The sequence below is a fragment of the Dehalococcoidales bacterium genome, from assembly GCA_041656115.1.
GTDB lineage: Bacteria > Chloroflexota > Dehalococcoidia > Dehalococcoidales > UBA5627 > UBA5627.
The window spans coordinates 1-14,004 of record JBBAED010000003.1; the positions used below are offsets into that span (position 1 = coordinate 1).

Here is a 14,004-nt window from a genome sequence, read left to right on the forward strand (position 1 = left end):
GGCGAATGGATAGCAATCCTTGTTTACTCCCGTTCGTTGGACCCTTCGACAGGCTCAGGGCGAACGGGCTTTTTCCCTCATCCTGTTTCCTCATATTGTCATCCTGAACGCAGTGAAGGATCTAAGAGGTCGGGAAATACAGACTATGAGGCATCTTCAGAAGCAAAAAAGAGGCATCGTTCTCTTCCAAAATCCACTACCGAACGCTGCGCTATCCGCCAACCCCCAGATTCTTCGACAAGCTCAGAATGACAAATTATAAACGTCTTTGCGAGGAACGAGCCGTTAGGCGAGTGATGTGGCAATCTCCAATGAATTTAATCTATATGAGATTGCTTCGCTACGCTCGCAAAGACAAAGGTAAGTTGCGTTGTCTTTCTTGTTGGAAAAGGTCTCGCAAAGACAAGGGGTTTTCCGGCCGTTCGTGGTGAGCTTGTCGAACCATAACGGCGGTCGAATGGCAATCCTTATCTACTCCCGTTCGTGAGACCCTTCGACAGGCTCAGGGCGAACGGGCTTTTTCCTCATCCCGTTTCCTCATTTTGTCATCCTGAACGCAGTGAAGGATCTAAGAGGATGGGAAATACAGGCTGTGAGGTATCTTCGGACGCAAAAAAGAGGTATCGTTCTACTCTAAAATCTATAACCGAACGGTGCACTATTCGCCAACCCCTAGATTCTTCGGCAAGCTCAGAATGACAATAACACTACCGTCTTTGCGAGAAGCGAGCTGGTCGAACTGCAAATGTGACCGAATGCTTCTTCTTGGTCTTTAATTTACCCAAAAGGGCATTAAACAGACAGGTCTCTTTTATTGAAAACAAGGAGGGCGGCTGCTAAAAGAATTATCGAGACACCAAGCAATATTCCTGCATGGCCTGCATTTAATCCGTGATTTAACGGGTCATTTCCGATGTAATAGTAAAACAGTGAAAACTTTTGATAGGGTTCGACAGAGGAAACGGCGCCCGCCAGCGCATTGGTAAAATACGATATGGCTGCAATCCCGCTGGCCGCTCCGATTGCCAGCCCCTTGTTTCCGCTGGCGCAGCCGACAGCAAGTGCCAGAGTTCCGAAGGTTAATCCCAGGAGCGCTGCACTTATACAGCCTGCAAGGAGCTCAGCCCAACCGATTTTCATGCCCACAATAGCAGCACCGATTAGAAGACTCAGCCATAGAACTATGGCTAGGATAAATGTCTGCATCGCTATTGAAGCAAATTTAGAGATGACTATTTGCCAGCGATGGAGCGGGTAAGAGAGAAGGATATCGAGGGTGCCGCTTTCTTCTTCTCCGGCGATTGCGCCGCTGCCACGTCCGATTGCAAATATCATAAAAAGCAGGGGAATTATCATAAAAAATAGCTCGGTATTCAGGAAACCTGCCGGTGAAGTAAAATCGCTAAGCCCACCGGCAAACAGAGCAAGCAGTTCCGGCGGAATGGCTTCAATATACTGATTAATAGCGGAAGCCGATTCCGCTATAGTCGGGTAAAACGTCGCCATTAGAAATGCGGCGGCTGCCAGACCCAGTGCCCAGAACAGGAGAGAGTTGCGATGGTCTCTCAGTGTTTTAGCAAACAAGCTAATCATTGCTTTTTTCACTCTCCCCATAATAGGTTAAAAAGACCTTTTCCAGATTCGGTTCGCGGCTTATGATATTTAAAACCCGGTGCCCGGAGGCTGACTTTACAAGCCCATCCAGTTCGCCGATTACCGAACATTGAAGAATATTATTTTCGACTCTGATATTCTGCACACCGCTGATACCGGCAAATTCATCTGGGGAAACAGGCCGGTCGAAGTGTATCTCGATCTCGCGCAGCGCTCTGGCTTTTAACCGGTTCACGTCTTCAACGGTTGCCAGCTTGCCGTTTCTTATTATGCCTACCCTATCACAGATGCGTTCAGCTTCAGGCAGTATATGTGTAGAAATGAAAGCAGTTCCACCTTCTTTTTTTACCTCTGCTATTAGATGATAGAACTCCTGCTGTATTAGAGGGTCGAGACCGCTGGTAGGTTCATCAAGAATAATAAGCCTGGGGTGGTGTATTAAAGCCTGTATCAGTCCTATCTTTTGCTTGTTGCCTTGAGAAAGCGTACGGATGCGTACAGACAGGTCACACTTGAGCCGTTCACAAAGCTCTTTAACGTATTTCTGGTCAATGTTGCCGCGAATTTTTGCAGCAAAATCCAAGAATTCATGACCGGTAAGATTTTCATACAGCTCAAGGTCGCCCGGTAGGTACCCTGTAGATTTTCTTATCTGAACACTTTCTTTGCTGATGTCATGCCCAAAGATAGTAGCCTCACCCGTGTTTGGATGTATGAAATCAAGAAGAAGTCGGATAGTTGTGGTTTTACCGGCACCATTGGGACCGAGATATCCGAAAACTTCCCCTTCTTTCACTTCGAGGGTGATGTCCGAAATACCGCGTTTACGTCCGTAGCTTTTGGTTAGTTTATGAGTTCTAATAGCGATATTATTGTTTGTCATCACATTTCCAGTTTACCAGTGGCTATCAGGGTTGTCAATGGTATTTACCTCAAATTAATTACCGTAACCCCATCCCCACCCTCGGTGGCGGGCACTGTTTCAAAATTCTTAACCAGCGGATGACATGACGCTAAGTCGCGTACCATTGAGCGCACAGTGCCGGTGCCGTAACCGTGGATAATCCTAACCCTTTTTAGATTGGAAACGGCCGCATCGCTTAAATAGTTATCCAAAAGCACTTCCACTTCATCGGCACGCTTACCGCGCAAATCCAACTCCGGTGATATTTGCTTTAAAGGAACTTGCACTTTTACCTCGAAAGTTTTGTCTTTAAATTCGCTTCCCGCTAGTTTTATAATGCTGTTTTTAGCGGTTTTAAAACTCATTGAGCCGGACGAAACTTCTACCTGCCCGGTTTTGTCGTTAATCGCGATAACGGTTGCTTTAACGCCGACTTCTTTAATTAAAACATTATCGCCGACATTAATTTCCGTATCTTCTTCCGGTAAAATTTCATCGCTTTCGGCCAAAATTCCTTCACTGATTTGCCGGCGTACGGATTGTGAAGCTTGGCGCGCTTTTCTAATGGTTTCTTCGGATTTTGCCCTGCGCAGTTCGGCGGTTACGGTTTTTAATTCCCTTTCAAGCCGCGCCACCTCTTCAATAATTGAATCGCGGGCGTTTTGTCTTAGCCGCTCTTTTTCTTCGTTGAATTTTTTTAGTTCGGTCGTTAGCTCTTTATTTTGCCGCGTAAAGATTTTCTTTTCATCTTCAAGTTCACGATTGAGGTTTTCTAAGCGTTGTTTTTCTTGCTGAATGTTGGTTAACAGTTCCTCAAGCTGCCGTGAGCCCTCTTGTAATGAATTTCTGGCGGTACTAATTACTTCTTTGGGTAATCCGAAATGGGCGGCGGTGGCGATGGCATTCGATCCGCCTGGCGTCCCCAGGGTTAGTTTGTAAGTTGGGGTCATTGTTTCGGGATCAAAATCAAACGAAGCATTTTGCAATCCTTGCGTTATATGAGCAAAGACTTTTAAATCGGTGTAATGAGTGGTGATGACCGCCAGCGATTTGGAGGCAAGTATATGCAAAAGAATGGCTCTGCCGAGTGCCGATCCTTCGCCGGGGTCGGTGCTGGCTCCCAGTTCATCCAATAAAATCAAGTTAAATCCCTGTAATTTCCTTAAGATGCGGGCGATGTTACTCATATGCCAACTGAAAGTCGATAGTGTCTGCGCAATGCTTTGTTCATCGCCGATATCGGCATAGATTCCGTTTAAGACGGGCAATCTGCTGGCGGGACCTGCCGGAATCGGTAAACCCGCTTGTGTCATCATGCAAAGTAACCCGATTGTTTTTAGGGCAACGGTTTTCCCGCCGGTGTTGGGGCCGGTAATTGTTAAAATTGAAAAATCATTGCCGATTTCAAGACTAAGCGGCACGGCGCTATCACCCAGTAAGGGGTGGCGCGCGGAGTCTAATTTAATAACGGTGGGCGTTTTTTCATCGGGAAGAAAAACTTCGGGTTCGTTGGCTTTGAATCTGCGAGCAAAACGCGCCTTTGCCAAAGCTAAGTCTATTACTGCAACAGCTTCGATACTCTCGATAATATCTTCGCTTACACCGCCGACAAGCGCACTGATTTCGGTTAATATGCGTGCTATTTCCTGTTTTTCACGGATTTGTTCCTCTTTAAGGGCGTTGCCGAGTTCCAATGCCTGCAAAGGTTCGATAAATAAAGTGGCTCCCGAATTGGATACATCGTGAACAATCCCTTGGATGTCCTTGCGAAATTCGCTTTTTACCGGTATCACATAACGGCCTTCACGCTCGGTAATCAATGCTTCCTGAATATAATGATTTTGGGTTCCGGTTGAAATTAACCCTTGCAAAGTATTGATTAGCGCTGTTTTTTTGGATTGTTGGTTACGGCGGATTGCGGTTAGTTCCGGTGAGGCATTGGGGAGGATTTCACCGTCGGGAGAAATTGCACGGTCAATCGCTTTTTCGATCGGAGCAAATTCACCGATAAGATTGGCATATTTTGTAAGCATTGGGTAATTATCGGAACTTGCCGTTATTAAATTACGCAATAACCGCATGGTTTGCAGGGCGTTACCGATTATTCTTAATGTTTTAGAGTCAATGATTTGGCCGCGAGAGGCGGCGACACTGTAATCACGAATATCTTCAACCCCGTCTGCTGATGCCCCTCCCTCTGTTTCAATTAAAATACGGGCTTCCTTTGTTTCGGTAAGCTTTGTTTGAATTTCGTCAATATTATCGGAAGGAGATAAATCCGTTGCCATTTTACGGCTGATTGAAAAAGAGCAATAGCCGGCAACAATTTCACGGATGCGTGGGAATTCCAAAAGTTCTTGGTCTTTGATATCCATCTTACCCTTGTATTATAGGGGTTTGGGGATAGGGTTGACAATAAATACCGTCACCGAACCGTTCGAAACAGTAATATTTTGCAATCAAATCCTGATAACGATTAGAATTGAAAAAAACTGATTAAAAAACTATAATAATGGACATATGGGCAAAATAAATTTTGTTAGTGGGTTTAACGGTAATGGGTAGACGACCTTTGCGCCGCAGGGTGGGTTTTGTTCCGTCGGTTAGCAGGTTTATTCCGGCAGGCAGGCAGCGCTCCATGGTTGAGGGAGTAAGACTTACCGTTGAGGATTTGGAGGCTATTCGTTTAAAGGATATTGAAGAGTTGGAGCTTGAAGATTGTGCCCATGAAATGAATGTATCGCGCACCACTTTTTCGCGTATATTGGATTCGGCGCGCAAGAAAATCGCCGAGGCCATTCTGAACGGAAAAGAAATCATAATTGAGGGCGGTAATTTTGAAATAGCGCCAATCCGACGTTTTTCCTGCCCGCGGGGGGATAAATGGTATACAACCGGGGAAAACGTTACAGAGCAACTGCCTAAAAACTGTCCGATGCGCAATAAACAGTAAAATATGACAAAAACCGTGAATAAACTGTATTATATACAGAATGTTTTAAAAACTATAAAAATTTTGGAGGGTATTTAATGGTAACCGAAGAACAGATAAGGCAAGAACTTAAAGATTTAGTAGTTCCCGGCCTTACAAGAACCGTCGGCAGTATGAATTTGATTTTGGATACCAAAATTGAAGAAAAGAAAGTCACTTTAACATTGGCCGCGGCAGGAATGGCGACACTGGTTCAGGGGGTTTTAAAGGCTAAGATTACTAAAATTATTAAAGGGTTTGATGAAGAAATCGAAGTTGAAGTTAATTACGAAAACATTAAACCCGGTGTATTAAACAAAATTAAAAATGTTGTAGCCATCATGAGCGGTAAGGGCGGTGTAGGTAAATCCTTGGTTGCCGGTTTAACTGCCGTTTCGCTTAGAAGAATGGGTTATAATGTGGGTATCTTAGATGCCGATATTACCGGCCCCAGCGTTCCTAAAATGTTCGGGGTTACCGATAGGCCTATCGGAGATGAAACCGGCATTTTACCTGTTTTATCTAAATCCGGTATCAGGGTAATGTCAATTAACCTTCTTTTACCGGTCGAAGATGATGCCGTTATTTGGCGCGGCCCGTTAATTGCCAGGGCGATTGAACAGTTTTGGCAGGACGTTCACTGGGGCGAGCTGGATTACCTTGTTATAGACCTTCCTCCGGGGACATCTGATGCCGCTTTAACCGTAATGCAGTCAATCCCCGTAACCGGTGCCGTTGTTGTTTACACCCCGCAAGATTTGGCGATGATGATTGTCAGAAAGGCTTTCAGCATGGCTAAGAATATGGATAAACCCGTTTTGGGCGTTGTCGAAAATATGAGCTATATTTATATTCCCGAGTTAGATCAAAAAATGGAACTTTTCGGTGCCAGCCAGGCCGAAATGATGGTTAAAGCTGCCGGCGCTCCGCTTTTGGCGCAGATTCCGGTCGATCCGAATCTTGCCAAACTGGTTGACGAGGGCAGGGTTGAAGATTATGAAGCCGATTTTATTATCCCGATGGGCGAGAATATCTTAAAATCAATCACCGAAAAAGTACCGGCCAAGAAAGCCGAAAAAGAAGACTAAAATTAATTAAGTTTCCTTTAAATGAAAGACCCCGAACCTGAATCGGTTCGGGGTCTTTTTTACTATTTTGTAATTCAAAAAGGGGGTTCTAAACCCTTTCTTGGACCAATAATTCAACGACGCTCGGGTCTGCCAGTGTGGTGATATCACCCAAATTACTGACATCGCCGTTAGCGATTTTTACCAATATACGGCGCATAATCTTGCCGCTGCGTGTCTTGGGAAGCCCTTCCGCAAACTGGATTTTATCGGGGGTAGCAATCGGGCCGATTACTTTTCTAACGTGGGCTTTAAGTTCTTTCTCAACGGCTTTGTCTGCTTTTTCACCGTGTTTTAGAGTAACAAAGGCATATATCCCTTGACCCTTAACATCGTGCTTGATACCGACTACAGCCGCTTCGGCAACCTTGGGATGCGAAACAAAAGCGCTTTCAACTTCGGCGGTGCCGATACGATGCCCTGAAACATTTAAAACATCGTCAATGCGTCCCATAATCCAATAGTAACCGTCCTCATCTCTGCGCGCCCCGTCACCGGTAAAATACATATTCGGGAAGCGTTTAAAGTATGTATCAATAAACTTCGTATGGTCGCCGTAGATAGTGCGCATTATGCCCGGCCATGGCTTTTTAATGCATAAATAGCCGCCCTCGTTGGTTTCGACTTCTTTCCCTTCGGCGTTAACTATTGTTAATTCCACGCCGGGGAAGGGGAGGGTTGCGGAACCGGGTTTGGTTGGTACGGCACCGGGGAGCGGGGTAATCAGATGCCCGCCGGTTTCGGTCTGCCACCATGTGTCGACAATCGGGCATTTTTCACGGCCGATAACACGATGATACCACATCCAAGCCTCAGGGTTAATCGGTTCACCGACGGTGCCTAAAAGCCTTAGGCTTGATAAATCATGTCTCTTGGGCCACTCTTCGCCTTCACGCATAAGCGCGCGGATTAAAGTAGGAGCGGTATAGAATGTGTTAATCTTAAACTTTTCGACAATTTGCCACATTCGGTCGGGTTTAGGATAGGTGGGCGTACCCTCGTAAATAAAACTGGTTGCCCCGGTTGCCATCGGCCCGTAAACAACGTAGCTGTGGCCGGTTACCCATCCGATATCGGCAGTACACCAGAAAACGTCTTCGTCTTTAACATCAAAAACCCATTTCATAGTCTGCATGGTATGCAGTAAATAGCCGCCTTGGGTATGTAACACCCCCTTGGGTTTACCGGTGCTGCCGCTGGTATAAAGAATAAATAAGGGGTCTTCGGAATCCATTACGGTCGGCTCGCAAACCGACGAAATATCATCGGCTTCGATTTCTTCGTGCCACCAGCGGTCTCGGCCTTCATACATATTGATATGTAATCCCAAACGCTTTACGATAATTATATCTTTAACATCGGGACAATCTTTCATTGCCACATCCGCGGCGTCTTTACAGCGAACAATTTGCCCGTTGCGATGATAGCCGTCGGCGGTGATTACCAGTTTCGATTTGCAATCCAATATGCGGTCCCGAAGCGACTCGCCGCTAAATCCGCTAAAGACGATGCTGTGAACCGCCCCGATGCGGGTACAGGCTAACATTGCAAATGCGGCTTCGGGAATCATCGGCATATAAATTGTGACCGAATCACCTTTTTTAACGCCCAATTTTTTGAGTACATTTGCAAATCGGCTTACTTCATAGTGTACTTCCTGGTAGGTAAAAGTCCGCACTTCGTCTTCGCCTTCGCCTTGCCAGATAATTGCTGCTTTATTTTTGCGCCAAGTATTTAAATGGCGGTCAAGGCAGTTGTAACTGATGTTCAATTTCCCGCCGGTAAAGAATTTAATATCAACCTTACCGGTAAAGGTATAATCGCTGACTTTATCCCATTTTTCAAACCAATCAATCTGTTCTGCCATTTGCCCCCAGAACCCTTCCATGTCCTTGGATGCCCAATTGTAGAGTGCTTTGTAGTGGGCTAACCCTGAAACGGCGGCTTTATCAACAAATCCCTGCGATGGAGGGAATACCCTTGTTTCTTCCATCATTGAGGTAATTTCTTGAGACTTTTCTTCGCCCTCTTTGGCAGTGTCGGCTTTGGGTTCTTCTTTAACCTTTTCAATGCCCATGGCGCTATCGATTGTCTTACCCAGTTCTTTGTCGTTATAAGGGGCGACAACATAGTCGGAAGCCCCTTGTTTCATCCATTTGGCAATTGAATCCGCGGTCGGATTATTGGATGTAATAATAAATTTAAAGTTTGCTTGCTCTTTAATAAACCCGGAAAGCGTATCAGTCCCAACAGCGTCGGCCGTTTCCTGGGGGAGTACGGCTACGTCGAAGCACTTATCGGCGAGTGCCGAAGCCGCAGAGGCGCTGTCGACCGTAACGACGTGATAGTTCTTTTGAGTTAGGTAATTCACAATGGAATTGCAGAGACCTTTATCGTCTTCCACGACAAGTATCGAAGGGATTTCTTTCGGGGAAGCGGATTTGTCTTGAGACATTTTTAACCTCCTGAAATGAAAATTCTGAAATTTTTAAAATATTAGAATTTGGTAATACGTGAAAGATGATATCAGTAAAAATGTGTACTTGTCAATACTTATTTATGTGTATAGGGGATATAGGCAGCAATAATAATCAATGAAATGCTATTTGACAAACATAATATATGTATTATAATAATACTATTGATTACACAAAGTAATTTCGGAGGGTAGTATTTATGGATAGCTTGCCGGATGAAAAAGAGAAAAAATTTGACCTTATTTTAAATAAATTGACCGTATTTACGGGGGAAATGCTTTCGGAAGGTCATATACTGCTTGAGTCCGAAGGTAACCTTACAATGTCGCAGTTACGCGTGCTCCTACTCCTTAAAATCAACCATAAGATGAATATGACCCAGATTGCGTCCGCTCTGAATATCCATGTATCCACCGCTACCGGGTTAATAGACAGGCTGATTGTAAAAAGATACATAAAAAGGGAAAGCGACTGCGAAGACAGAAGAATAATTTATTGTACTCTAACCGAAGACGGATTTAAAATTGCCGATAATATCTGGCGTGTTGTGCTTGAAAATGCTCAGTCGCTGGTGGAGTTTGTTTCATCCGAAGAATTGGATGTTATCGGTAATTCGATTGATATTTTGCAAAGGGCATGGGCTCAAAGAAGAGAAACGTTAAATAATGCCTAAGGGCTTTTTATAATTTAGTTTGTTTGCGAGGTTGTTATGTTTAGAAAATTAGGGGGTTTTACCTCTAAGTTCAAGTACCTGATTATTCTTTTTTGGGTCGGGATTGCTGTTTATATGGCGATGTTTGCCCCGACCTTAAGTGAAACGGGTAAATTGGATACATCCGGTTTCTTGCCCGAAGGGACCGAATCGGCAAAAGCCGCTGAACTGGTTACAGAATATTTTCCGGATGAAGTTAACGATTCTTCAATAACGATTGTAATCCATAATCCGGATGGGATTAATGCTTCCGATACGGCTTTTGTACAATTTTTTTCGGACTGGCTTAACAATGAAGGCGTTTCAGGCGGGATTGAATCGGTAACATCAATTTTTACCGACCCGACACTGGCTCCGAATTTGATTTCTCCGGATAATACCACGATGCTTGTTAACGTTGGATTAAATACGGCGGTATCGGGTAAAACTTCCGACGAGATTTTGGAATCGGTTCGAAATTATGTTATCGGAAACAACAGTTCAACTTCTTTACAGGTTTATGTTTCGGGCGAAGTCGGCATTATGAACGATATGATTAGTACTTTGATGAAAAGTATCGATCTTACAACTATTGTGACCTTAATTCTGGTGATTGTGCTGCTCCTTTTTATCTACCGCTCGCCGATTGCTATGCTTGTACCTTTATTAACTATCGGTGCTGCATACCTGGTTAGCCGCGGAGTGCTGGGTTATATGGGCGAGTGGGGGATTAGTCTCTGGTCTCAACTCGATGTTATTATTATCGTCTTAATATTCGGGGTGGGTACCGATTATTGTTTGTTTATGGTCTCAAGATACAAAGAAGAGCTCAGGCATAGCACCAGCCGTTTGGAAGCCTTACGCAATACCGTTGGTTCAATCGGTTCGGTTATCACCGCCAGCGCCTTTGCGGTTATTATCGGTGTTGCCGGTTTGGCTGTTGCCGAATACGGAATGTTAGAAACTATGGGGCTCGCTTTATCCGTTGCTGTTTTGATTACTTTCCTTGCTTCCCTGACCTTAACCCCCGCAATTTCGGCCCTTTTTGGGAAAATAATGTTTTGGCCCGGAAAACATGCCGATACTTCCAAACCCAAAACGGAACCGGTTAAAGAAAACGCTTTTTGGCGCGGAATCTCTAAAATAACAACTAAACACTCATTTATTGTTGTTCTTTTGGTTGCGATTATCCTTGCGGTTCCTTATATTCCGTACTCGAAGATGACTTTATCTTTTGATACGTTATCGGAACTCTCAGCCGATTCCGATTCAATCAAAGGGTTTGATGTTTTAGGCAAACATTTCGATATCGGAAAAATGATGCCGACTACCGTGATTTTACCCGTTAGCTCCGGCAGCGCCCTTTCAAGCGAGGCATTAAAAGAGATTGATTTAATATCATCCGATATCGCGGCCTTAAACGGGGTTTCGGGAGTGATATCCCTTGTTTCTCCTTCGGGTAACGGAGAAGCGCTTGCAATATTAACCGTGTCGGGGCAAATAAATATATTACTTGAGCAGTTAAACGCCGCTATCGGTAATGCTTCTGCCGATCCGACAGCACTTTTTGACCCTGCTACGGCACAGATGTTTCAACTTTTAGGGGGCTACTTGCAAGAATTAGGTACGGCCTTCCCTGCGGTTACCGCTGAGCCCTCCTATATCGCCGCTCTAACTGTCTTAAATAATATTAACGAGGCAATGGCAAATATCAATCCGCAAAATATTGATATGGCAACCCTGCCTGCTCTGTTAGCCTCGTTCCAACAGTCCATAGGGGAGTTTGTTCAGGCGCTTAGCGGTCTGGGAAATTATTTTGTGACAAACGGCAATCCTTATTATGTACCACAAACGTTAGTCTCAATATATCCCGAATTCAATCAGCTTATAGATACCTTTGTCTCTTCCGATTCCAAGGCGGTTAAACTGATTGTGACGCTTAGCGATTACCCGTATGCCGAAATGGCAATGGATACAATTCAGGATATCAAAGGCCTTATCCATAACGGGAATGCATATACATATTTTGATACCAATGAATCGGCGGTCGGCGGCGCATCTTCGGCAATGTTGGATGTACGTTCCGTACTCGAGGTTGATTTTACCAAGATTATAGTTGTTGTTTTGGCGGGTGTTTTTATAATTTTGTGCTTGCTTCTGCGCAGTTTTATTGCCCCGCTCTACATTCTGGGCATTGTTACTTTTGCTTACGGTGCCACCATGGGAATTTCTTCGTGGATCTTTACCGACCTGTTGGGGCAATCGGGGGTTAGTTTTGCGGTGCCGATTATTGTGTTCGTGCTGATGATTGCCATTGGCGCCGATTACAATATCTTTATGATGTCGCGTGTTCGTGAAGAAGCCCATAATAAATCAATGAAAGAAGCGATAACCAAAACGGTAATGAGCACCGGTTATGTGATTATGGCCTGTGGTTTGATATTGGGAGGCACTTTCCTTGCGATGGTTCTCTCTCCGATTCAAACAATGTTCCAAATCGGCGTTGCGGTTGCTATAGGAGTCTTTTTGGAAGCCTTTGTTGTCGTGCCTTTGTTGTTACCGGCGATAGCAAATATCTTCGGAAGAGTGAATTGGTGGCCGTTTGGGCATAAAAAGCTGGGAATCAAGAAGGATTAATAAATTAAAAGAGGGGAGCTTAACGCTCCCCTCGGTTTATAACTGTATCAATACTTTTTAACGGTTTACGGATATTCGCTAAGCGCTGTCGGATGTAAACGGAATTACCCGGTCAATCGAATCTGCATTACATAACAGCATAACCAGGCGGTCAATCCCCAGCGCCACACCCCCGCATTGAGGGATAAAAGGCACCGCATCAATAAACTTTTGCGGCATTTGCATGCGCTGCCCCTGTTCCTTTTCAATTTGTTCAATGGCCTCGTGAAACCGTATTTTCTGCTCGTTAACATCAATCAGTTCGCTGTAAATGTTAGCAAGTTCCAGTTCTCCGAAAAATATTTCAGCCCTTTCGGCAACTTTTGCGTTATCGGGTTTAATTCTTGCCAGTGCGGAAGCATAAGACGGGTAATCCAAAAGGACGGTCGGGCGGTCTTTGGCAAAGCCGGGTATGACCTTCTCTGCCATATCGATATCAAATTTTAACGGGTCAACCTCGGTGGTGGGGTCCCAGCCGGCAAATTTCAAATAGGCGTCTTTAACCGTAATTTGGGGCCATGGGGTTGCAATATCGAAAACGGAACTACCGTATTTGATTTGGCTAAATCCCATCTCTTGGCCAAGGTAAGAAATCAAATCTTCAATCTGCTTTACAATAGTCGTGTAATCTTTATCGGCATAATACCATTCAAGCATTGTAAATTCGGGGTTATGCAATCGCCCTCGCTCGCCTTTGCGAAAACAGCGTCCGAATTGGAAAATTTTTTGGTATCTGGCGGCTAACAACCGTTTCATATGCAGTTCGGGTGAGGTGGATAAAAACCATTCTTCACTTTTAATCGGTGTGATGTAGGCCTCGGGGGCGATTTCCGGCAAACGGACGGGGGTTTCTATTTCTAAAAAACCCCTGTCCTCGAAGAATTTGCGGATTAATTTGTAAATTAGAGCCCTTGTTTTTAAATTAGACTTGAGCCCGATAAGATGTTTTCTTTCATCTTCCATAGTCTATTTCTTGTTAATACGCTCTACGTATACACCGGTACGGGTGTCCACTTTGATAATATCCCCGACATTAATAAAAGTCGGCACACCGATAACTGCACCGGTTTCTATGGTGGCGGCTTTTAATTGCGGAGAAATTGTTTGTGCTTTAATTGCAATATCGCTTTCCAATACTTCGGCTTCAATAAAGTTGGGAAGCGTAATTTCAACCGGCTGATCTTCAAACATCAGCATATCAATCAGCATTCCCTCTTTTAAGAACAACTTCCTGTCTCCGATTTGGGTTTCGCTGATATGTAACTGTTCAAAGGTTTCGGTATTCATAAAGATATACTCGTCGCCGTCTTTATAAAGGAATTGCTCTTCGCGATATGTCGTTTGAGCTTCATCCACTTTTTCTCCGGAATGGAGGGTTTTATCGATAATAGTCCCGTCAAGCAAGCTTCTGAGTTTAACGCGGTAGATTGCGCGTCCTTTACCGGGCTTGGTGAATTCAAGATCTTCCACGTTATAGGGGGTTCCGTCAATCAAAAGTTTAATGTTTTTACGTATATCCGCAACATCCATATAAATCTGTCCTT

Annotated in this window: 10 protein-coding genes; 4 read left to right on the forward strand and 6 right to left on the reverse strand. The window is 44.5% G+C overall.

Annotated features, from left to right (window positions below; genetic code table 11):
• Nucleotides 1-792: 792 nt before the first annotated feature.
• The 3 genes from WC958_02550 to WC958_02560 are packed head-to-tail and all read right to left on the reverse strand — an operon-like array spanning nucleotide 793 to nucleotide 4,893.
• Nucleotides 793-1,593 carry an ABC transporter permease subunit gene (locus WC958_02550; protein MFA5629124.1) on the reverse strand — a complete coding sequence of 267 codons (801 nt, stop codon included), beginning with the start codon at nucleotides 1,591-1,593 and terminating at the stop codon, nucleotides 793-795.
• Entirely contained in the window at nucleotides 1,586-2,497 is a 912-nt protein-coding gene (locus tag WC958_02555) for an ABC transporter ATP-binding protein (protein ID MFA5629125.1), read from the reverse strand. Before WC958_02555 ends, WC958_02550 begins: the two co-directional genes overlap by 8 nt.
• A 44-nt stretch (nucleotides 2,498-2,541) precedes the next feature.
• Nucleotides 2,542-4,893, reverse strand: a complete 2,352-nt coding sequence (locus WC958_02560; GenBank protein MFA5629126.1) for an endonuclease MutS2 — start codon at nucleotides 4,891-4,893, stop codon at nucleotides 2,542-2,544.
• Between the two features lie 182 nt (nucleotides 4,894-5,075).
• On the opposite strand from WC958_02560, the gene WC958_02565 reads away from it, so the two are divergent.
• A complete protein-coding gene (locus tag WC958_02565; protein ID MFA5629127.1) occupies nucleotides 5,076-5,471 on the forward strand; it encodes a DUF134 domain-containing protein in 396 nt (131 codons plus the stop codon).
• A gap of 77 nt (nucleotides 5,472-5,548) precedes the next feature.
• Entirely contained in the window at nucleotides 5,549-6,577 is a 1,029-nt protein-coding gene (locus WC958_02570) for an Mrp/NBP35 family ATP-binding protein (protein ID MFA5629128.1), read from the forward strand.
• A gap of 88 nt (nucleotides 6,578-6,665) precedes the next feature.
• Here WC958_02570 and acs read toward each other — a convergent pair whose 3' ends face one another.
• Nucleotides 6,666-9,071, reverse strand: a complete 2,406-nt coding sequence (acs, locus tag WC958_02575) for an acetate--CoA ligase (protein ID MFA5629129.1) — start codon at nucleotides 9,069-9,071, stop codon at nucleotides 6,666-6,668.
• A 221-nt stretch (nucleotides 9,072-9,292) separates the two neighbouring features.
• Here acs and WC958_02580 point away from each other — a divergent pair, with 221 nt between their 5' ends.
• Both WC958_02580 and WC958_02585 read left to right on the forward strand, forming a co-directional pair.
• Nucleotides 9,293-9,766 (forward strand): MarR family transcriptional regulator, encoded by a 474-nt coding sequence (locus tag WC958_02580; GenBank protein ID MFA5629130.1) that lies wholly within the window; start codon nucleotides 9,293-9,295, stop codon nucleotides 9,764-9,766.
• 36 nt (nucleotides 9,767-9,802) lie between these two features.
• Nucleotides 9,803-12,421: an MMPL family transporter gene (locus tag WC958_02585; protein ID MFA5629131.1), complete on the forward strand. Its 2,619-nt coding sequence runs from the start codon at nucleotides 9,803-9,805 to the stop codon at nucleotides 12,419-12,421.
• A 78-nt stretch (nucleotides 12,422-12,499) separates the two neighbouring features.
• Here WC958_02585 and WC958_02590 read toward each other — a convergent pair whose 3' ends face one another.
• A complete protein-coding gene (locus WC958_02590; GenBank protein ID MFA5629132.1) occupies nucleotides 12,500-13,423 on the reverse strand; it encodes an amino acid--tRNA ligase-related protein in 924 nt (307 codons plus the stop codon).
• Between the two features lie 3 nt (nucleotides 13,424-13,426).
• Nucleotides 13,427-13,990, reverse strand: coding sequence for an elongation factor P (efp, locus tag WC958_02595; protein MFA5629133.1), 564 nt, complete (start codon nucleotides 13,988-13,990; stop codon nucleotides 13,427-13,429).
• Nucleotides 13,991-14,004: the final 14 nt, after the last annotated feature.

Excerpts from the sequence above, each read along its gene's own strand:
- WC958_02550 (MFA5629124.1), bottom strand. The coding sequence starts at position 1,593 with ATGATTAGCTTGTTTGCTAAAACACTGAGAGACCATCGCAACTCTCTC.
- WC958_02555 (MFA5629125.1), bottom strand. The coding sequence starts at position 2,497 with ATGACAAACAATAATATCGCTATTAGAACTCATAAACTAACCAAAAGC.
- WC958_02560 (MFA5629126.1), bottom strand. The coding sequence starts at position 4,893 with ATGGATATCAAAGACCAAGAACTTTTGGAATTCCCACGCATCCGTGAA.
- WC958_02565 (MFA5629127.1), top strand. The coding sequence starts at position 5,076 with ATGGGTAGACGACCTTTGCGCCGCAGGGTGGGTTTTGTTCCGTCGGTT.
- WC958_02570 (MFA5629128.1), top strand. The coding sequence starts at position 5,549 with ATGGTAACCGAAGAACAGATAAGGCAAGAACTTAAAGATTTAGTAGTT.
- acs (MFA5629129.1), bottom strand. The coding sequence starts at position 9,071 with ATGTCTCAAGACAAATCCGCTTCCCCGAAAGAAATCCCTTCGATACTT.
- WC958_02580 (MFA5629130.1), top strand. The coding sequence starts at position 9,293 with ATGGATAGCTTGCCGGATGAAAAAGAGAAAAAATTTGACCTTATTTTA.
- WC958_02585 (MFA5629131.1), top strand. The coding sequence starts at position 9,803 with ATGTTTAGAAAATTAGGGGGTTTTACCTCTAAGTTCAAGTACCTGATT.
- WC958_02590 (MFA5629132.1), bottom strand. The coding sequence starts at position 13,423 with ATGGAAGATGAAAGAAAACATCTTATCGGGCTCAAGTCTAATTTAAAA.
- efp (MFA5629133.1), bottom strand. The coding sequence starts at position 13,990 with ATGGATGTTGCGGATATACGTAAAAACATTAAACTTTTGATTGACGGA.